The following is an 18839-nucleotide window of genomic DNA, read 5'->3' on the forward strand; positions in this document are numbered from 1 at the left end:
CCCGTCACGCTACGTGCTCTCCTCACCCGCCCGAACCACTCCTGGACGGCGTAGCGGCCTCAGGCCGACGCCGCCGCGCGCACGGCGGCGACGGAGCGGCGGACGTCATCGGCGTCCGTGGCGGCGTTGCTCACCGAGATCCGCATGACGTCCCGCCCCTGCCAGCGCGAGCCCGACATCCACGCCTCCCCGCCGGCGAGGAGGCGCTGCGTCACCGCGCGGGTGCGCTCGTCGTCCTCGAAGGCGAGGCAGACCTGGGTGTAGACGACGTCGTTGAGCACTGTCGCGCCCGCGACCGTGGCGAGGCCGTCGGCCAGGGCACGGGCGTTCTCGGCGAGGCCGCCGACCAGCCGGGCCACCCCGCCAGAGCCCAGCGCGCGCAGGGCCGCCCAGACGGGCACCCCGCGGGCCCGGCGCGAGAGCTCGGGGACGTGGTCGAGCGGGTCTCCGGCGCCGGTCGCATCTGCCACGAGGTAGCTCGTGTGGACCCCCATCGCCCCTCGCAGGTCCGCCGCTCCGCGCACCACCGTGATGCCGCAGTCATAGGGGGTGTTCAGCGTCTTGTGGGCGTCGGTGGTCCAGGAGTCGGCGTCCGCCACGCCGTCGACGAGGTACCGCAGCGAGGGGCACGCCGCTGCCCAGAGCCCGAAGGCGCCGTCGACGTGCACCCAGGTCGCCCCGCGCGTCCGCCGGTCGCGCACCGCCGCGATGGCCTCGGCGAAGGGGTCGAACGCGCCCGAGTGCAGGTTCCCGGCCTGCAGGCACACCACGAGCGGTGCCTCCTCGGGCACCTGCGCCAGCGCCTCGCGCAGCCCGGCCACCTCGAGCCGGCCCTGCTCGTCGGCAGCCACGGCGGTGGGCCGCCCCAGACCGAGGTAGCGCAGCGCCAGGTCGACGGTGTCGTGACGCTCGGCACCCACGAGGACGTGCACCGGAGGTGCTCCACCCAGGCCGCGCCCGTCGAGGTCCCAGCCGACGTCGCGCAGCACGCGGGAGCGCGCCGCCGCGAGGCAGGTGAAGTTGGAGGCGGTCGCTCCGGTCGGGAACCCGACGGAAGCACCGCGAGGCAGGTCGAGCAGCTCCAGCAGCCATGCCGCGGCCGCCTCCTCGACGGCGGCGACGGCAGGGGTGGCGTACCTCAGACCGGCGTTCTGGTCCCAAGCGCTGACCAACCAGTCGGCCGCGAGCGCCGCGGGCAGCGTGCCGCCCATCACCCAGCCGAAGAAGCGGCCGGACTGGATGGCCATGAGCCCCGGCTCGGCCGTGGTGGCGAGCTCGTCCACCACCTGGTGCGCGGGTAGGCCCGTCGCAGGCAGCGGCCCCCCGAAGGCGGGTGCCAGGTGGTCGGCCGTGGCGCGAGGACCCACGGGACGGTCTCCCACCTCCTCGAGCCAGCGCTGCGCGTGCCCGGCCGCTGCCTGCAGCGCTGGTCGGTAGTCCTCGACGTCCATCGCCATGGGGCCCTCCCGCGTCGCGGCCGAGGCTAGACCCGGGGGTGTGCCAGGAGAAGGTCCTCCGCCCCCTCCTCTCGGCCGGGCCGCGCTCAGGTGAACAGGCAGAAGGGGTGCCCGTCCGGGTCCCGCATCACCGGACGTCGTCCTGGGGCTGGAACGGGTCGAGCTGCGCGCCCACCCCGAGCGCCCACGCGACGGCGGCCTCGAGGTCGTCGACGAGGACGTCGAGGTGCGCGGTCGCGTGCTGCGCCCCCGGCTCGCTCGGCCACGTGGGCGGGGTGAAGCACCGGTCGCTCTCGAAGCTGAGCACGGGCCCCGGGTCGGAGCCCGCCGGGCGCACCTGCGCCCAGCCGGGCTCGTCCGTGGTGACCGGCTGGCCGAGCAGCCGGGAGTAGAAGGCCGCCAGGCGCTGCGCGTCGGAGGCGGCGAGCGTCACCGAGGTGACGCGCAGGCGGGGGCGGTCGTCGTCGTCCACCTCCCGAGGTTGTCACCTGGCGGTGACAGCTGCCCCCTTGACGCCTGCGACCGTCTGGCCGTTGATGGGCAGGCAGCGTCGCTGGAGGACGAGGAGGACCCGTGCCGGTCGAGTGGGACGACGAGCCAGTGATCGACCCGGAGGCCGCACCGAGCGGCGAGGGCTGTCTGGAGTGCCGGATGGCGCAGCCCCCGGGGTGGTGGTTCCACCTGCGGCGGTGCGCGGCGTGCGGGCACGTCGGGTGCTGCGACTCCTCCCCGGCCCAGCACGCCACCGCCCACGCGCGCTCGACCGGGCACCGGGTGGTGCAGAGCTTCGAGCCCGGCGAGGACTGGATGTGGGACTACCGCGACGAGACCTACGCCCGCGGCCCGCTGCTGCGCGAGCCGCGCAGCCACCCCGCCGACCAGCCCGCGCCCGGACCGGCCGGGGCGGTGCCGCCCGACTGGCAGCAGCGGCTCCACGCGTGAGCCACGACGCGTGGCCCGCGCTGCGCGTGGACGACTGGGCGCCCACGCGCGACACGCTGCACATGATCACCCAGGTGGTCGGGAAGGTGCGCCTCGCGCACGCGCCGCTGGTCAACCACTGGTGGAACAGCGCCCTGTACGTCACCGCGCGCGGCCTGACGACGTCGGCGGTGCCCGTGGGCGGCGGCGTCGTCGACCTGGAGCTCGACCTGGTCGACCACGAGCTCGTGGTCAGGAGCAGCACCGGCGAGCGCCGGCGGGTGGGGCTGCGGGCGCGGCCGGTGGCCGACTTCTACGCCGAGCTCCTCGTCGTCCTGGACGCCCTGGGGATCGACCCGCCGCGCCAGCCGCGGCCCAACGAGGTCGACCCGTCGATCCCGTTCGCCGACGACCGCGTGCACTTCGCGTACGACCCCGACGCCGCGCACCTGTTCTGGCGCCAGCTGGTGTCCGCCGACCGCGTGATGGGCCGGTTCCGGGCGCGGTTCAGCGGGAAGGTCAGCCCGGTGCACTTCTTCTGGGGGTCGATGGACCTCGCGTGCACGCGCTTCTCCGGCCGCACCGCGCCCCAGCACCCCGGAGGAGCGCCGAACTGCGGTGACTGGGTGATGGTCGAGGGGTACTCCCATGAGCTCAGCAGCTGCGGCTTCTGGCCCGGGGGAGGCGAGGAGGGCGCCTTCTACGCGTACGCCTACCCCGAGCCGCCCGGCTTCCAGGAGGCCGCGGGGCTGCCGGACGGGTCGGCCTACAGCGTCGAGGGGGGCCAGTACCGGCTGCCGTACGAGGCGGTGCGCACCGCAGCCGACCCTGACGCAGCCCTCATGGCGTTCCTGCAGCGCACCTACGAGCTGGCCGCCGACGGCGCCGGGTGGGACCGGGCGGCCCTCGAGGTGGACCCCGACCGGTGGCGGCACCGGTCGGGCTGAGCCGTCAGCAGACGGCCGCCGCTGCGTCGCGCTGCCCGGGCAGGTGCACGCGGGGTGCGGACACCGCGGCGTAGAGCTCCGGGCGGCGGTCGCCGAGCAGGTCGCCCAGGGCGCCCGCACGCCGGTTCCGCGAGGCGCGCAGGTCGACGTCCGCCCACGCCGTCGCCGTCCCCGGACCGGCCTCGGCGAGCACCCACCCGTCGGCGCCCACCACGCAGGTGCCCTCGGTCCAGTCCACGCCGCGCTCGCGCCCGGTGCGGTCGCAGCAGACCACGGCGAGGTGCCCGGCGCGCGCGGCCGCCATGGCCACGACCTGCCCGATCGGCCGCTCGCCGGCCGGGCGCGGCCCGAGCGCCCAGTTGGTCGGCACCGCGAGCAGGTCGGCGCCGGCCAGGGTGGCGGTGCGCACCCACTCCGGGAAGCCCAGGTCGTAGCAGATGACCGTGCTGATGCGCCCGTGCGCGGTCTCGACCACCGGCGGTGCGGCGTCACCGGGCGTGAAGACCAGGCGCTCGGCGTCCCACAGGTGCGCCTTGCGGTACACCGCCCGCACGCCGGACCCGTCCACGACGGCGGCGCTGTTGTGGACCCGGCCGTCCTCGCCGAGCTCGCAGAACCCACCGACCACCACGGCACCGGGGCGCCGCCGGCAGGCGGCCGCCCACCCGTCCAGCACGGCGCTGTCGGCGCGGACCGCCACCGAGCGGGCCTCGGCGGCGTCCGCCAGGCCGTAGCCGGAGGTGGCGAGCTCGGGCAGGACGACGACGTCGGCTCCGGCGTCGAGCGCGTCGGCGATCGCCGTCGTCGTCCTGCGGGTGTTCCCCGGCAGGTCGAGCAGGGCCGGCGCGAGCTGGACGGCCGCGACGCGCGCCGTCGTCGCTGGTGGGCGGTGCAGGGACCTGTCCGCAGCGGTGGGCTGGGAGGGGAGCGGGAGGCTCACGGCGAGCTCCTTCACGGCGTCGCGCGGCGGTGGTGAGCGGAGGCTAGGGCCGCGCGGACCCGCAGCGGTGGATGCGCGCCGAGGTGCCGTGAGGAGCCGGCGGCGCGGGGCTCAGGTGGTGTCCACCTCGGCGGCCCACACGACGTCGTCGTCGACCTCCACCACCACCTGCACCAGGTGGCCGCGGCCGGTGAAGCGGTAGACCGGAGCACCGGTCGGGCAGGCGAGCGAGGCGGGCTCCTGCCCGGCGAGGCCGACGTCGAGGTGCGCCGGCCGCAGGCAGCTGAGGACGACGACGTAGCGGGCGCCCCGCTCGGTGAGCATCACCGGCAGCGGTGCGCTGCCGCGGTGGGCGTCCGCCGGCACCACCACGGTGAGCGGGGAAGCGTCGCGGACCCGGGCGACGGCGGTGCGCTCAGCGGTCCTGGCGTCCACCCACGGGCCCGGGGCCGGCTGCGCGGCCACGGCGAGGTCCGCGGCGGGACGGGCGGCGACCCCGGCCACGGGCGGTGGCGGCGGGAGGAGGCCGCCGAGGACGACGGGAGCCAGGACCACCAGCACGACGGCCTCGACGAGACGCCGTGGCCAGGGGTGGTGCCGGTCAGCGGCCGCCGGCACGGCGCTGTCGGCGCTGCCGGGGCTACCGGGGCTGTCGGCGCAGGGGCAGGGCGCGTCGAGGTCGACGAGCAGGACGTCGACGTCCTCGTCCGCCCTCCGGGCCATCGCCCACGGTCTCACGCCCCGCGGGTGATCGCCGACCCTCCACCGGTCGCCCGGGCGGTGCTGCGAGGGGTGTCGGGGGCGGCGTGTCGAGGTTGCACTGCGTGACGAAACGGGTACCACCACGGCATGGACGCGTGGCGTTCGCGAGGAGGCGCAGCGGCGGTCTTCCAGCACCGGCGCCAGCGGCGCGTGCGGCGGGTGCTGGCCTCGGGGAGCTGCTGCGCGGCGCTCGTGCTGAGCAGCGCCGTGGGGCTGCCGGGCGCGGCTGACGCGGCTGCCGCGCAGGCCCGTCCGGCGCCCGTGGCGGCAGCGGTCCTGACGTCCCCGGCGCACCCGACCGTCACCGGGGTGCGCACCGGCCGGCACACCGGCTTCGACCGGGTGGTCATCGACTTCACCGGCGGCGTCCCCCAGCACCGCGAGCGCTGGCTGCCGCGCGGTGAGCGGCTCCGGGCAGACGGCAGCGGTCGCGTGGTCCCGCTGCAGGGCGACCGCGTGCTGGAGGTCGTGATCACCGGCGCCGACCGGTTCCAGGCGGCGCGCAGGACGGCCCCGAAGCTGCCCGCGGTCCGCTCGACCTACCTGTCGCCGAGCTTCGAGGCGACGGTGCAGGTGGGCGTCGGGGTGCGGACCGCGGACGGCTCGAGGGGCCGCGTCGTGCGCGTTGTCGAGATCCACGGGGAGCACCCGCGGCTCGTCATCGACATCGCCCACCCGCGGCGCTGACGGCGCGGGCGGCCCCTGCCGAGCTGACCGCTCCTGAGCTGACCGCTGCTGAGCTCAGGCGTCCTCGTCGAGGCGCTGGTCGAGCAGGGCGTCCAGGGCGCGCCGGCCGTCGTGGCGCGACTCGGCGTAGCAGGACCTGGCCCAGGCCAGGGCGAACTCCTCGGGCGTCGGCATGGTGGCTCCTCCTGGCTCGCGGCTGGCTGGTGCCCGCGATGGTGGGGGGCGCTGCCGCGCGGTGGTGGGAGGCGTGCCGAGTGACACGCGATGGTGACCCGGCCGTAACGCCGCGATCTGCACGGCGGCGGGCTCGGCGGCGGTCTCAGCGGCCGAGGAGGTTGACCCCGCGGCTGCCAGCACCGGCGCGCTGGCCGGTGTCCCACCCGGAGTACCAGGCCGGGGCGCCGCCGGAGCGGTAGACCACCACGTTGCCGTCGGACTGGGCGCGCAGCGTGGAGCCGCCGTCGCCCCAGGTGTACGCGTGCCACAGCACCCGCCCGTCGCGGGCGTAGATGACGGCGTTGCCGTCGGCCTGGAGCGTGAAGCGAGCACCGGGGTTGCCGTAGGTGCCGGCGTGCCACAGGGGCCGGTAGTCCGGTCCGTAGGCGACGAGGTTGCCGTCGGCCTGGAAGGCCAGGCCGTAGCGGCCGTTGGGCGCCATGAGCCACTGCCCGCCGCTCATCGACTGCCCGGCGGACAGGCGGGAGCCGAGGTTGGTGGCGCCGCCGCCCTGGTTGCCGCCCTGGTTGCCGCCCTGGTTGCCGCCCTGGTTGCCGCCGGGGGCGGGCACGGACGCCTTGGCCGGGACCTCCACGGGGGAGGAGCCGCACGAGGGCAGGAAGGACGCCAGGGCGTCGCGCTCGGCCGCGTCGACCGAGAGGTTCCAGCGGTACTTGATCTGCACCTGCTCGATGGCGAAGCGGCAGACGGCCTGCTGCCCGGCCGAGGGGCGCCAGCGGGCGAAGTCCTTGTCTCCCTTGGCCTGGTTGGACGCCGACGACACGGCGACGAGGGTGGGGGCGAAGTCGAGGTCGTTGGCGTAGGCCCGGCGCTGGTCGTCGTTCCAGTTCCGCGCGCCGGAGCGCCAGGCCTGGGCGAGGGCGACCGCGTGGTCGACCTCGAAGTCGGCGATGTTCGTGGTGGTCGCGCCGTCGTAGTAGGAGACCCAGTTGCCCTGGAGGCTGCACGAGCCGCCCTGGCGGACAGGAACCGTCGACTCCTGCTTCAGCACCTCGCGCCGGGTGTTGCACCCGTCGCCGTTGGCGTCGATCCCCTCCTCGAAGCGAGCGCGCTCGTAGGCCGGGGAGTTGTTCTCCGGCTCCACGACGAGCTGGCGCAGCAGGTCCGTGGGCAGCGCCGTGGCCGCGGAGGCGGGCGCCGCCCCGGCGACCAGACCGGCGCCCGCGAGGACTGCGGTGCCGGTGGCGGCGAGGAGTCGACAGATCGAGTGGTGCACGAGCGCCCCCCAGAGCTCATGCCGGCGCCAGTGCCGGCTGTGCGCGATCCGTGCCCGCTGTCTTCAGGTCCGCGGAGTCACGCTGGGCCACATCCTGCACCCACGGAGCACGGTGGCTGCGCGGGGAGCCAGCGGGGTGAGGGAGCCGCGTCTGCCACAGTCCCCGCTGTGCCTGGTCGAGCGCTCGTCCGGTCCGAGGACGTCCTCCCGCGGGCGCTCGCGGCGCTGGCCGGAGAGCGTCTCCGGCTGGAGCGCTCCGGGGTGACCGGTGAGCTGAGGCTCGTCGGTGGGTCGTCGATGCCGGGCCTGCTGACCCACGGGGACGTCGACCTGCTGCTCCGCGTCGAGCCCGACGCCTTCCAGGCAGTGACCGACCAGCTCCGGCGGCTGCACCCGCCGCGCCGCGAGGACCTCTGGACGGACCAGATGTCCCTGTTCCTCGTCGACACCGCCGTGCCCGTCGAGCTGGCTGCCGTCCCGGTCGGGTCAGCGCAGGACGCCCACTTCGTGGGCGCCTGGGACCGCCTGGCGGCGAGCGCTGAGCTCCGCGAGCGGTACAACGCGCTGAAGGTGCCGGCCGACGAGGACTACGAGGTCCGGAAGGCGGCCTTCTTCGCCGACGTCGCGGCGAGTCCCTGACCCGCCGCGGAGGCGGCGTCCGCAACAGCGGGGAGGGTGGGCGGGTGCCTGGGCCTGCTCCGGTGCCGGTCCGGGTCGGCGTCGTCGCCGACGACCTGACCGGCGCCGCCGACACTGCGGTGCAGTTCGTCGCGTCCGGGTGGGCCGCGGTGCTGGACCTGCCGGGGGGATCCTCGCCGGGGAGCTCCTCGCCGGGCGGAGGGCCGGCGGATGCACCGGACGGCGTCTTGGCGGTCTCCACCGACGCCCGGGCGCTGGGCGAGGGCGCCCGCGCGGTGACGGCAGCAGCGGTGCGCGGGCTGCGCGAGCGGGGTGCCGCGCATCTGTACCTCAAGGTCGACTCCACCCTGCGCGGCTCCGTGGCCGCTCAGGTCGCCGGTGCGCTGGACGCGTGGGACTCCGGCGACGCACGCGGCGGGCGGGCTGTCGCCGTCGTCTGCCCGGCCTACCCGGCGATGGGCCGCACCGTGGTCGACGGTGTGGCGCTGGTCGACGGTCGGCGGCTCGAGGAGGGCCCCGCCGGGCGCGACCCGGTGACCCCGGTCGCCACGTCCGTGCTCGGCGAGCTGCTTCCGGGTGCCGTGCACCTCGGACGCCCCGGGACCGGACCGTCGGAGCGCGCGGGTCGTGCGCTGCTGGACGCCGTCCTCGCAGCCTCCGGAGGCGACACGGGGGTGCGGGTGGTGACGGTGGACGCGGCCGACGACGCCGACCTCGCGGTCGTCGCTGCCGCGGTCGCCGCCGGCGGCCCGGCGCTCGTGCCGGTCGGCTCTGCGGGTCTGGCCGGCGCGCTGGCGAGGTGCTGGCCGCGGACGTCCGCGCCGACCGCCGAGTCTTCGCGGCCACCGCACGCCGCGGTGCGCTCTGCGGGTGCGGTGCTGGTGCTGGTGAGCTCCCTGCACGACGTCGCGCGAGAGCAGGCCGACGTGCTCCGCGGCGGATGGTCCGGCTCGGTGACCCACCTGGCGCCCACCCACGCCGACCTCGCCGACGACGCGGCCCGCGCCCGGTGGCTCGCCACCGCCGACCGGCCGCCGAGGCCCGACCTGCTGGTGCTCACCGCGCCTCCCGAGCCCGCCGGGGCTGCTGCCGCTCCCGGCGTCGCCACCGCGCTGGCCGACGCCGTCGCCGCTCTGCACGGGCGGGAGCCGCTGCGCGCCGTCGTCGCGGTCGGCGGTGACGGGGCCGAGGCGCTGGTGCGGCGCTGGGCAGCCACGGGCCTGTCGGTGGCCGGGGCGCTCGCCGAGGGCGTGCCGCACGGGGTGCTCATCGGCGGCGTCTCGGACGGCCTGCCGCTGGCCACCAAGGCCGGAGGCTTCGGGGCGCCTGGCACGCTGCTCGACGTCGTCCAGAGGCTCAGCCAGAAGCACACGGACCAGCTCGCGGACCCCAGGAGGGACCAGCCATGACCACCCCCGTGCTTGCGGTGACCGTCGGCGACGTCGCCGGCATCGGCCCGGAGATCACCGCCAAGGCGCTCCTGCGCCACGACGAGCTGCGCCAGCGGTGCGCCCCGGTGGTCCTGGGCGACGTCGAGGTGCTGCGCCGCGCTGTCGTCGCCGCCGGTGGCGACTCCGACGCCGTCCGGCAGCTGGACGACCCGCGCGCCGCGACGAACGAGCCGGGCACCGTGGAGGTGGTGCAGGTCGGCGACCCGATGCCGCAGGTGCCGCTCGGCGAGCTCAGCGAGGTGGCCGGCGACGGCGCCTACCGCTTCGTGGTGGCCGCCTGCGACCTCGCCAAGCGCGGTGCCGTCGACGCCATCGTCACCGCCCCGCTCAACAAGGCCGCCATGCACGCCGCGGGCCACCGCTTCCCCGGGCACACCGAGCTGCTCGCGCACGAGTTCGGCGTGAAGAGCTACAGCCTCGTGCTGTCCGCGGGAGACCTGTACCTGTTCCACCTCACCACGCACGTCTCGCTGCGCCAGGCCATCGACGACGTCACCCCCGAGCGCACCGAGGCGGTGCTGCGGCTGGCCGGTGCCTTCACCCGCACCCTGGGACGTCCGGACGACGAGGTCGCCCTGGCCGGCTTGAACCCGCACGCGGGGGAGTCGCGGCTGTTCGGTGACGAGGACGCCCACGTGCTGGCACCCGCCGTCGCCGCTGCCCGCGCCCGCGGCATCAACGCGGTCGGCCCGATCCCAGCCGACGCGCTGCTGCCCGCGGCCGTCAAGGGGCGGTACCGGATGGTCGTCGTCTGCTACCACGACCAGGGCCACGCGCCGTTCAAGGCGGTGTACGGAGACCAGGGCGTCAACATCACCGTGGGGCTGCCGGTGGTGCGGGTGTCGGTCGACCACGGGACGGCGTTCGACATCGCTGGCACCGGCGTCGCGCGAGAGGCGAGCCTGGTGCTGGCCTGCGAGCGGGCCGCGGCGCTGGCGCCGGGGTGGGACGAGGTGTGGCGCGCGTCGCAGGAGGCCGCCGACCAGCTGTCGAGCTGACCCGCCCATCGCCGCCGACCGTCCCCGCGACGACCGAGGAATCCAGCGCCGCATCGGCTGAGCCGACCGGTCTGGTGTAGTGCCCTGCTGCGCGAGCAGGTCGGCGCGGCGAGCCGCAGGATCTCATCAGGCCGTGAGGCTCTGCCGGTACTCGACCGCCTCGGCCACCTCCTCGAAGGTGAGGAGGTCGCCACTCAGTTCAGCGAGGTGCGCCTTGGCCTGGGCCGGTGTCGCGTGGAAGAACTCCCGGCGCAGGTTGACCTTGTTCACGCGCTGCTCCGCGAGCCTCGCATGCATGGCGGCCTCGATGCCCACCGCGTCGTTCGAGAAGAACAGCGCGTGCACGTCGAAGTTGAAGGGGACCGAGGCGTCGGAGAGTTCCTTGATGCGGTCCATGGGCTCCAGCCGCCGGGTCATGCCGACCTTGACCATGCTGTCGCCGAAGGCCCCCCATGTTCGAGATGACGTAGACGTAGCCCGCTCGGACGTTCGCTGCTCGGTAGTCGACGTCCTCGATCGCTCTCTCGAGGTCCTCGACCTGCTCGCGCAGGCGCGCAGCACCTTCAGCGTCTCCCTTGGCCTCGAGCGCCGCGAGCGCGTTCGCGTAGTGCTGCTTCTCCTTCAGGAGGCGGTCGCGCTCGCGATCCAGTTCCTGCTGGGCCTTGCGCTCCTCGCGCAGCCGCTCCTTCTCCTCGCGCTCGCGCGCCTTCTCCTCTGCCTGCAGCTCGATGAAGTCCGCAGTCAGCTCCAGCTCCTGGACGCGGAGTCGGTGGTACCCGGGCGAGATGCGGATGCTCATGCTGCGGCCCAGCCGTTCGATGGTGGTGACCACCTTCTCCAGGCGCTCCACGGACGAGTCGAGCTTGTACGGCTTCATCGTCCGGGCGAGGTCGTCGGCCTCGGCGTTGTAGGCGCGGAGCATGAGCTTGGAGATGTCGTTGACCATGGTGCGGCCCTTGGCGGCTGAACCGTTGACCTGCCAGTTGGTGGTCGCCGACACCGCACCGCCGTCCCGGCGGGTCATGGCCTTGGCCTGGTCCTGGATGCGCTTCAGCTCCGCCTGGTGGGCGACCGAGTCACCCAGCCGGTGCCGGTAGGAGTAGATGCCGGCTTCCTGGAGGATGGCCAGGTCCTCGGTCTGCACGATGTGCTGTTCCAGGTCCGCCTTGCGGCGCGCGAGCTCTTCGACCTCGTGCTCAAGGACGGCGACCTTGCGCTGCTGGATGTAGCCGGCCTTCTCGGTCTCCTCCGCCAGGCGGTGCTGGTGAGCCGCCAGCTCCTCGGCTGACCGGGCGGTCAAGGCTGCGACTTCCGTGGACAGCTCGTCGCGACGTCGTTCGAGTTCGACGATGTCGAGCACGCCCAAGCGGTCGAGTTCCGCCCGCAGCTGGTCGACCTCCTGGGCGAGCGACCTCGCCGCCTTGCGGGCGCCGAAGAAGCCGACCTTGTGGTCTCGAGCGGCCGGTGCCTCAACCCCTTCCGCATCGGGAGCCGGAGCAGTGGTCATCGTCGGCGGTGGCGGAGAAGCGGGCTCTCGGTGAAGCGTCGCTGCGTCGTCGACGAAGAGGGGCCATCCCTGCGGTGGCGGCGGCCAGGACGGGTCCGGACGCCAGCCCGGCGGCGGCTCCCACCCTGCCGGCGGCCGGGGCCAGTTCGGTGGTGGGTTGAAGCGCGCCATGGGTCCCCCAGGTGTCTGTCCGCGCCACCGCGGCAGTGGAGGGGCTGCGTGGTCTTCACAGCCCTCCGCCAAGCAGTGTCGACAGAGCTCGACTCGCCGGGGACGCGTTTGGCCGACTCCGGTGGGCTTCGTCCACCGAAGGGGAACGAAGCCCAGGGACGTCGCAAGGCGAACTTTCTCGATCGTCGAGGGGGTGGGGTCAGAGGGTGGGTGAGATCGCTCTGTAGAGGTCGGGGCGGCGGTCGTCCATGAGGTGCGCGTGCTCGGTCACCCGCTTGTCCCGCGACGCCGCCAGGTCGAGGTCGGCCCACGCCACCCCGGTCCCGGTGCCCACTTCGGACACCACCCAGCCGTCCGCGCTGACGACGCTCGTCCCCTCGTTCCAGTCCACCCCGCGCTCGGTGCCGCTGCGGTCGGCGCAGGCGATCGCCACGTGGTTCACGCGCGCCGCCGCCATCGCGATGACCACCTCCGGCACCCGCTCCCCATCGGGCCGCGGCACGAGCGGCCAGTTGGTCGGCACGGCGATGAGGTCCGCCCCGGCCAGAGCGGCGGTGCGGGTCCACTCGGGGAACTCCAGGTCGTAGCAGACCATCACGGCGATCCGCCCGTGCGCGGTGTCCACCACGGGCGGCGCTGCCGAGCCGGGGGTGAAGACGAGCTTCTCCCGGTCCCACAGGTGCGCCTTGCGGTAGACCGCCCGCACGCCGCTGGCGTCGACCACGGCGGCGCTGTTGTAGAGCAGCCCGTCGTCGCCAAGCTCGCAGAACCCGCCGACCACCACGGCTCCGTCGCGCCCGGTGCAGGCAGCCGCCCAGGCCGCGAAGACGCCGTGGTCGGGCTGCACCGCCACCGTCCGCGCCTCTTCAGGCGAGGAGAACACGTACCCGGACGTCACCAGCTCCGGCAGGACGACGACGTCCGCGCCGTCCGCCACCGCCGCCCGCACCGCCGCCACCGACATCTCGGCGTTGGCGGGCAGGTCGGCGATGGCGGGAGCCAGCTGGCACGCCGCGACCCTCGTCGTCGTCGAGCTCATGACTGCGAGCGTTCCAGGTTGTCGCGGACCCGGCCGGCGAGCCCGGGCGCGAAGGAGATCGCCGCTCCGACCACGAGCCACGCGAGCACCACCCACGGGAACCAGGAGTAGGGCGCGTCGAGGCCGACGGCGTTGCGGTAGATCGTGTAGATGACCAGCGCGAGACCGAGCACCGGCACCACCACCTGCCACGTCGGTGCCTTCTTCGCGCCCCGGAAGAACAGGAAGCGGATGGCGCCGGCGGTCGCCAGCACGTAGGCGACGAGCAGCGCGATGGTCCCGATGGTCAGCGCGTAGAAGGTGGCGTTCAGCGCACCGGAGCGCACGGTCAGCCGCTCGATGACGACGACGACGAGCGCCAGCCCACCGGCGACCGCCAGCGCCGTGCTCGGGGCGCCAGTGGGGGAGAGGCGGGCGATGCCGCGCGAGCTGCCGGAGTCGCGGCCGAGGGCGTAGAGGATGCGGCCGGCCGCCGAGACGGTCCCGAGGAAGATGGCGAAGAGGCTGACGATGGCGGCGATGGTGAGCAGGTCGCCGAGCCAGGCGCCGACGTAGGCGCGGCCGAGGTCGTTGTAGGGGGCGGCGGCGCCGGTGAAGGTGGTGACGCCCTGCTCGTCGGTGCCGTAGCCGAGGGACTGCGCGACGATCGACAGCAGGTAGAACGCCCCGACCACCGCGATCGCGATCTTCAGGGCGCGGGGGATGTCGCGCTTGGGGTGCTCGGTCTCCTCACCGAGCGCGGCGGCGCCCTCGAAGCCCGCGAACGCCAGGAAGCCGAACACGGCGGCCGCGGCGATGACGGCGACGCCGGTCCCGCTGGGCAGGCTGAGGAAGTCCCAGCTGAGCTCGCGACCCTCGGGGGCTGTGCCCGTGCCGAGGCGCACGAGGATGACCACGCTGAGCAGCGTCACGAGCGCCACGCCGACCAGCTCGGCGATGAGCAGCGACCGCGTGATGACGTGCACCTCGCGCCGGGACAGCAGCGCCACGAGGGCGAGCACGACGACGAAGACGATCGCGTAGTCGATGCTGAAGCCGGCACCGAGGCTAGCGAGCAGCTGGTCGAGGAAGAAGCCGATCTCGATGCCCGAGCCGGCGCCGATGGTGACGTAGGCGAAGAACAGCGCCCACCCGGCGAGGAAGCCGGCGCGCGGGCCGAGCGTCACGCCCACCAGGGCGTAGACCGAGCCGGTGTGGGAGATGTGGCGCGACAGCTTCACGAAGCCGTAGGCGACCAGCGAGACGGCGATGAGCGCGAAGACGAAGGCCCACGTCGCGCCCGGGCCGAGGATGTTCGCGGCGCCGGCGCCGAGCAGCGCCATGACGCCGACCGGGCCCATGAGGCCGATGGAGAAGGCGGCGGCGTCGGCGACCTTGAGCTCGCGCTTGAGACCACCGCCCGTCGTCGTGGGAGGTGTGGTGGTGCTGGACATCGCGGGGCCCCCAGGGGTCTCTGCAGGTCTTCAGGGAATGGCAGTGCGTCGTGGAGGGAGGGGTCAGGCGTCCCAGCGGGCGGTGCGCAGGGTGGCGGTCGCGCTGTGGGCGGCCATGCCCTCGGAGTCGGAGATGACCTGCACGGCCCTGGCCAGCAGCGGCGTCGCCTCCTTCGTCACGCGCTGGTAGGTCAGCGGCTTGAGGAAGCGCGAGACCGACAGGCCGGCGCTGTGCTTGGCGCCGCCAGCGGTGGGGAGCACGTGGTTGGTGCCGGCCATGCCCTTGTCGGAGTACGCGACCGTGGAGGCCTCCCCGATGAAGAGGGAGCCGTAGTTGCGCAGCCGGGCGTGGTACCAGTCGTCGTCGGCGGTCTGGACCTCCAGGTGCTCGGGGGCGAGGTCGTCCATGAGGGTGGCGGCGGTCTCGCGGTCGTCGGCGACGAGCACCGAGCCGAAGTCGCGCCAGGCCGGTCCGGCGATGTCGCGGGTGGCAAGCGTGGCGAGCTGCTTCTCGATCTCCGCGACGACCGCGACGCCCAGCTCGCGTGAGGTGGTGACCAGCGCGGCGGGAGAGGTGGGGCCGTGCTCGGCCTGGCCGAGCAGGTCCGCGGCGACGAGCACCGGGTCGGCGGTCTCGTCGGCGATGACGGCCACCTCGCTGGGCCCGGCGGGCAGGTCGATGGCCACGCGGCCGAACAGCTGCCGCTTGGCCTCGGCGACGTAGGCGTTGCCCGCGCCGACCAGCATGTCGACGGGACCGTCACCGACCAGGCCGAACGCCATCGCGGCGAGCGCCTGCACGCCGCCGAGCACGAAGACCCTGTCGACGCCGGACACGTGCGCGGCGTAGACGACCGCCGGGTTCGCCTTGCCGTCCGGCTGGGGCGGGGTGCAGGCGACGACGTCGCCGACGCCAGCGGCCTTCGCGACGCCGACCGTCATGAACGCGCTCGCGGTCAGCGGGAACCGGCCGGCGGGCAGGTAGGCGCCGACGCGGCCGACGGGGATGTAGCGGTGTCCGACGACGAGGCCCGGCTCGAGCTCGGTCTCGACGTCGACGAGGTGGCTCCGCTGGACCTTCGCGAAGGCCTGGGTGCGGCGGGCGCCGAGCTCGATGGCCTCGCGGAGGTCACGGGGGAGCGCGTCAGCGGTCTTGGCGATGTCGGAGGGGGAGAGCTCGACGTCGCGGCCGTCCCAGCGGTCCAGCTCCGCGGCGTGCTTGAGCACGGCGTCCATGCCCCCCGCCTCGATGTCGAGCAGCATCTGGCGGACGCGGCTGGCGACGGCGGGGTCGTGCTGGGCGGGCGGGGCGTCGACGGCGGGAGCCTTCAGGGTGGTGAAGCGGCCGGCGAGGGAGGTGAGGACAGCAGGCGTGGAGAGCACGTCGGCGACGGTAGGGAGACACGCATCACCAGGACAAGAGGGCGACGTCTTGTATGAAGCACAGGGTTGACCTGTGGATACTGGCGCTCGTGACGTTGGTGCAGCTGCGGGCGTTCTTGGCGTCGCTGAGGACGGGGAGCTTCACGGGCGCGGCGCGCGAGCTCGGCATGACGCAGGCGTCGGTGTCGGAGCTGGTGCGCCGGCTGGAGGAGGAGTCCGGCGGCGAGCTGTTCGTCCGCGGGGCACGCCGGCTGGTAGTGACGGCGGCGGGTCGTGAATTGGCGCCGTACGCGGAGCAGGCGGTGACGGCTGCCGACGCTGGGGCGCGAGCGGTCGCGGCGCTGGGGGCGCTCGGTGGTGGGACGGCGTCGTTCGGGCTGCTGCGCAACGCCGACCACTACGCACTGGCCGGACTGGTGGAGCAGTTCCACACGCGCTACCCCGCGGTGCGGGCGAGGTTCGTCGGGCAGAACTCGGTGGAGGTGGCGGCCTCCGTGGTCTCCGGTGAGCTCGAGGCGGGGCTCGCCGTGCTGCCCGTCGACGACGACGGGTTGGACGTGGTGCCGCTGCTGCGCGACGAGGTGCTGTGGGTGAGTGCTGACCCGGCGCGGGCGGCGAGACCGGTGTCGATCGCCGACGTGGCCGCGGCGCGGTTGGTGCTCTACGACGCGCATTACGGCTGGCGCGACCCCACCCGCCGCCAGCTGGCCGAGAGGGCGCAGCTGGCGGGGCTGTCGCTGGAGGCGAGCATCGAGGTGGAGCACGTCGAGACGGCCCTGCGGCTGGTGGCGCGGGGGCTGGGGGACACGTTCGTGGCGCGGGCGGTGACGCAGTCGGCGGTGTTCCCCGAGGGGCTGCGCGTGGTGCCGTTCGCGGAGCCGCTGTACGACACGGTGGCGCTGGTCAGCCGCCGGGGCGCCGTGCTGTCACCGGCGACGAGGGAGATCGCTCGCATGGCCAGGGAGATGCTCGGCGCCTGACGTCAGCGGATCAGTTGCCTGAACGCCTCGCGGGTCTCTTGATCCACCGAGTAGAGGACCGTCCCGACCATGCCGCGAGTGAGGAGCACCTTGTAGGTGTTCCGGACGAGGCGATCAAAGGCGGTGTCGTCGACGGACTTGGCGCTCCGGTACATCGGGTCCTTGTTCGCCGACCGCACCGTGGTGAACCGCCCGTCGCGCCACACCAGATCTGGCCCAAGGATGACGCCGGACCAGTCGTACTCGAAGCCCTGAGCCGTGTAGACGCAGCCGACCTGGCTGAATCCGCCGTCCTCCGTCGCCCAGAGGGGAGACGGAGGCGCTTCGCCGACGCGGCGCTCGCCCTTGGCGTTCCACGGTCGAGCCCACGATCCGATCCGCACGTCGGGTACCAGCTGCCCGTCGACCGGATCGGACCACGGCCAGCAGTAGCCGGCCGCCATCCGGGCGCTGTAGCCGGGCTTGCCGTCCCGCTCTCGCCGCTTCTCGGCGAGGAACGCCTCCATCTCCTCGGGTGAGTCGGCCACTCTGACCTCGAACGGTGAGAGGTCATCCCCGGTCCACGGCACCGGTCCGCCTTCGCGGAGACCGAGCACACGCAGGACCCAGTCGAGGTAGACCTGTGATCCGCCGCACCGGAACTGGCCATCGAGGTTGACGTGCACCACCTCGAAGTTGGCCGCCTCGGCGTGCGACGTGATCTCGTGCAACGAACCCATCTCGCCGGGGCGAACCACCTGGTGCTCGTCGAGGAGGAAGACCGGCACGCGCGCGGCAGCCAACAACTCGTCGACCTGCGCCTTTCCTGTCCGATCTTGTGCACGGGTCCACCGGTTCGCCGAGGTCTGCCGGATGCGGTGCGCCTCGTCAAGGATCAGGACGTCCAAGCCGTTCTTCTCGGCGGTCATGAAGTCGTTGAAGTACTTGAAGAGCTTCTGGGTCCGCGTCGAGCCCCGGCCGACCACACGTCGCATGGTCTGCGTGAAGGACTGCGAGCCCGTGGCGTGGAGAACGGTGCGCTGCTCACGGGCCAGCTCCCCGAGCAGCGACAGCGCGATGACGCTCTTGCCGCTACCGGGCCCTCCGCTGACCACGACCACTCGCTTGTGGTCGGACTCACGCGCGCGGCGCACCTCATGGTGGACGAGCCGCGCGGCCAGCTCCTGCTCGTCCAGCAGCCGGAACTGCTCGCGCTCTCGCACCTCGGCGGCGGCGACGGCGAGCAGCTGCTTGCTCGGCGCCACCCGCGACCTCACCAGGTGGTCGGCGCTGGCGACACCGCTCACGCTCCCGTCGAGCCGGGACCGCAGGAAGTCCAGCCATGAACCTCGCTCGGCCCCGGTGAAGAGCCGTCCACGAGCGTCCATGGGGTATGAGTTGAGATCGCTGACTGCGGACGGGTCGTGGGCGTTGTGGAGGTAGGCGGCGCCGACCAGGGCGTCTCGCTGATCGGCGAGCGCCACGAGGAAGTCGGTGAGGTACTCCCAGTAGCCGCGCACTTGTGCCACAGGGTGCAGCTTCGGACCGCCGGGCATGCCCGCCACGTCGACCAGGTGCGGATCTCCCTCGAAGGTGGTCGCCCGCGACCACTGCTTCAGCTCGACGACGACGTACGAAGGCTCCCGCGTCTTCGGGTGGACCCCGGCGAGGATCACGTCGGCTCGCTTGCTGGTCAGCGGCAGCGTGTGCTCCACGAGCACCTCGACCTGACCGAGCCCAGCATCGGCGAGGTCGCGGGCTAGTACCGGCAAGCTCGAGCGCCACGACGTCTGCTCTGCCGTGGAAGCCCGGCCGAGGCGCGCGTGGAGGCCTGCTCGGATCATCTGCTCGATGAACGAGTCTGTACCAGCGTCGAGCAGCAATGACGACGCCGATGTCCGGACCAACGGCACGTGGACTTCCCCCAGGGCAGCACGAAGCGAGTCGTGCGGGTGGAAGCGTGTCCAGGCATCGGCACAGCCGGTGAGGAAGCTTGTCGGGCCGCGTCACGCACGGTAGCTCGACCGGGTGATCACCGTGAACGGATCGAAGAGGCGTTCACGTCCCCCATTGGCGTGTGAAGCTGCTGGGC

General features: G+C 73.7%; 17 protein-coding genes and 1 pseudogene. 7 read left to right on the top strand and 11 right to left on the bottom strand.

The window, feature by feature from the left end:
- Positions 1 to 59: 59 nt before the first annotated feature.
- Positions 60 to 1457 carry a pyridoxal-dependent decarboxylase gene (locus tag FHN55_RS02515; RefSeq protein WP_139710463.1) on the bottom strand — a complete coding sequence of 466 codons (1398 nt, stop codon included), beginning with the start codon at positions 1455 to 1457 and terminating at the stop codon, positions 60 to 62.
- 127 nt (positions 1458 to 1584) lie between these two features.
- Positions 1585 to 1929 carry a VOC family protein gene (locus FHN55_RS02520; RefSeq protein WP_257570642.1) on the bottom strand — a complete coding sequence of 115 codons (345 nt, stop codon included), beginning with the start codon at positions 1927 to 1929 and terminating at the stop codon, positions 1585 to 1587.
- A gap of 101 nt (positions 1930 to 2030) precedes the next feature.
- On the opposite strand from FHN55_RS02520, the gene FHN55_RS02525 reads away from it, so the two are divergent.
- Both FHN55_RS02525 and FHN55_RS02530 read left to right on the top strand, forming a co-directional pair.
- Positions 2031 to 2399 (top strand): UBP-type zinc finger domain-containing protein, encoded by a 369-nt coding sequence (locus tag FHN55_RS02525; protein ID WP_257570643.1) that lies wholly within the window; start codon positions 2031 to 2033, stop codon positions 2397 to 2399.
- Positions 2396 to 3325, top strand: a complete 930-nt coding sequence (locus tag FHN55_RS02530) for a DUF5996 family protein (protein ID WP_257570644.1) — start codon at positions 2396 to 2398, stop codon at positions 3323 to 3325. Before FHN55_RS02525 ends, FHN55_RS02530 begins: the two co-directional genes overlap by 4 nt.
- Positions 3326 to 3329: 4 nt before the next feature.
- Here the strand turns inward: FHN55_RS02530 and FHN55_RS02535 are convergent, their stop codons facing one another.
- Complete coding sequence (locus FHN55_RS02535) at positions 3330 to 4265, bottom strand: nitrilase-related carbon-nitrogen hydrolase (RefSeq protein ID WP_257570645.1); 936 nt, start codon at positions 4263 to 4265, stop codon at positions 3330 to 3332.
- Between the two features lie 111 nt (positions 4266 to 4376).
- The gene (locus FHN55_RS02540) at positions 4377 to 5003 is read right to left on the bottom strand and encodes a hypothetical protein (RefSeq protein ID WP_218974284.1); all 627 of its coding nucleotides are present in this window, start codon (positions 5001 to 5003) and stop codon (positions 4377 to 4379) included.
- 111 nt (positions 5004 to 5114) lie between these two features.
- Between FHN55_RS02540 and FHN55_RS02545 the strand changes: the two genes are divergently transcribed.
- Positions 5115 to 5714 carry a hypothetical protein gene (locus FHN55_RS02545; protein ID WP_139710467.1) on the top strand — a complete coding sequence of 200 codons (600 nt, stop codon included), beginning with the start codon at positions 5115 to 5117 and terminating at the stop codon, positions 5712 to 5714.
- Positions 5715 to 6033: 319 nt separating this feature from the next.
- Here FHN55_RS02545 and FHN55_RS22485 read toward each other — a convergent pair whose 3' ends face one another.
- The gene (locus FHN55_RS22485; protein WP_180357591.1) at positions 6034 to 7167 is read right to left on the bottom strand and encodes a DUF1524 domain-containing protein; all 1134 of its coding nucleotides are present in this window, start codon (positions 7165 to 7167) and stop codon (positions 6034 to 6036) included.
- 168 nt (positions 7168 to 7335) lie between these two features.
- On the opposite strand from FHN55_RS22485, the gene FHN55_RS22490 reads away from it, so the two are divergent.
- From FHN55_RS22490 to pdxA, 3 genes are read left to right on the top strand one after another with little or no spacing between them, the layout of a single operon-like run.
- Positions 7336 to 7806 (top strand): GrpB family protein, encoded by a 471-nt coding sequence (locus tag FHN55_RS22490; RefSeq protein ID WP_180357592.1) that lies wholly within the window; start codon positions 7336 to 7338, stop codon positions 7804 to 7806.
- A gap of 44 nt (positions 7807 to 7850) precedes the next feature.
- Entirely contained in the window at positions 7851 to 9215 is a 1365-nt protein-coding gene (locus FHN55_RS02565) for a four-carbon acid sugar kinase family protein (protein WP_218974285.1), read from the top strand.
- On the top strand, positions 9212 to 10255 hold the full coding sequence (gene pdxA, locus FHN55_RS02570) for a 4-hydroxythreonine-4-phosphate dehydrogenase PdxA (protein WP_139710473.1): 1044 nt from the start codon (positions 9212 to 9214) through the stop codon (positions 10253 to 10255). The genes FHN55_RS02565 and pdxA overlap by 4 nt, the downstream gene beginning before the upstream one ends.
- A gap of 126 nt (positions 10256 to 10381) precedes the next feature.
- On the opposite strand, the gene FHN55_RS24220 is transcribed toward pdxA, so the two are convergent.
- The 5 genes and pseudogenes from FHN55_RS24220 to hisD form a co-directional block, all read right to left on the bottom strand.
- The gene (locus FHN55_RS24220; protein WP_373995691.1) at positions 10382 to 10687 is read right to left on the bottom strand and encodes a GIY-YIG nuclease family protein; all 306 of its coding nucleotides are present in this window, start codon (positions 10685 to 10687) and stop codon (positions 10382 to 10384) included.
- A 340-nt stretch (positions 10688 to 11027) separates the two neighbouring features.
- Positions 11028 to 11933, bottom strand: a pseudogene (locus FHN55_RS24225) (DUF4041 domain-containing protein); the annotation flags it as partial.
- Between the two features lie 199 nt (positions 11934 to 12132).
- A complete protein-coding gene (locus FHN55_RS02580) occupies positions 12133 to 12972 on the bottom strand; it encodes a nitrilase-related carbon-nitrogen hydrolase (RefSeq protein ID WP_139710475.1) in 840 nt (279 codons plus the stop codon).
- Complete coding sequence (locus tag FHN55_RS02585; RefSeq protein ID WP_139710477.1) at positions 12969 to 14405, bottom strand: APC family permease; 1437 nt, start codon at positions 14403 to 14405, stop codon at positions 12969 to 12971. The genes FHN55_RS02580 and FHN55_RS02585 overlap by 4 nt, the downstream gene beginning before the upstream one ends.
- Positions 14406 to 14468: 63 nt before the next feature.
- Positions 14469 to 15788, bottom strand: a complete 1320-nt coding sequence (gene hisD / locus FHN55_RS02590) for a histidinol dehydrogenase (RefSeq protein WP_139710479.1) — start codon at positions 15786 to 15788, stop codon at positions 14469 to 14471.
- Between the two features lie 89 nt (positions 15789 to 15877).
- Between hisD and FHN55_RS02595 the strand changes: the two genes are divergently transcribed.
- The gene (locus FHN55_RS02595) at positions 15878 to 16768 is read left to right on the top strand and encodes a LysR family transcriptional regulator (protein WP_139710481.1); all 891 of its coding nucleotides are present in this window, start codon (positions 15878 to 15880) and stop codon (positions 16766 to 16768) included.
- 2 nt (positions 16769 to 16770) lie between these two features.
- Here the strand turns inward: FHN55_RS02595 and FHN55_RS02600 are convergent, their stop codons facing one another.
- Positions 16771 to 18660, bottom strand: a complete 1890-nt coding sequence (locus FHN55_RS02600) for a DUF2075 domain-containing protein (protein ID WP_306821780.1) — start codon at positions 18658 to 18660, stop codon at positions 16771 to 16773.
- Positions 18661 to 18839 lie beyond the last annotated feature (179 nt).

It is taken from the genome of Streptomyces sp. NP160 (assembly GCF_006335115.1).
In the GTDB taxonomy this organism is placed as follows: domain Bacteria; phylum Actinomycetota; class Actinomycetes; order Actinomycetales; family Quadrisphaeraceae; genus Quadrisphaera.

Bases quoted from the DNA above. Each gene is read 5' to 3' on its own strand.
- pdxA (WP_139710473.1), top strand. From the start codon at position 9,212: ATGACCACCCCCGTGCTTGCGGTGACCGTCGGCGACGTCGCCGGCATC.
- FHN55_RS02580 (WP_139710475.1), bottom strand. From the start codon at position 12,972: ATGAGCTCGACGACGACGAGGGTCGCGGCGTGCCAGCTGGCTCCCGCC.
- FHN55_RS02515 (WP_139710463.1), bottom strand. From the start codon at position 1,457: ATGGCGATGGACGTCGAGGACTACCGACCAGCGCTGCAGGCAGCGGCC.
- FHN55_RS24220 (WP_373995691.1), bottom strand. From the start codon at position 10,687: ATGGTCAAGGTCGGCATGACCCGGCGGCTGGAGCCCATGGACCGCATC.
- FHN55_RS02545 (WP_139710467.1), top strand. From the start codon at position 5,115: ATGGACGCGTGGCGTTCGCGAGGAGGCGCAGCGGCGGTCTTCCAGCAC.
- FHN55_RS02585 (WP_139710477.1), bottom strand. From the start codon at position 14,405: ATGTCCAGCACCACCACACCTCCCACGACGACGGGCGGTGGTCTCAAG.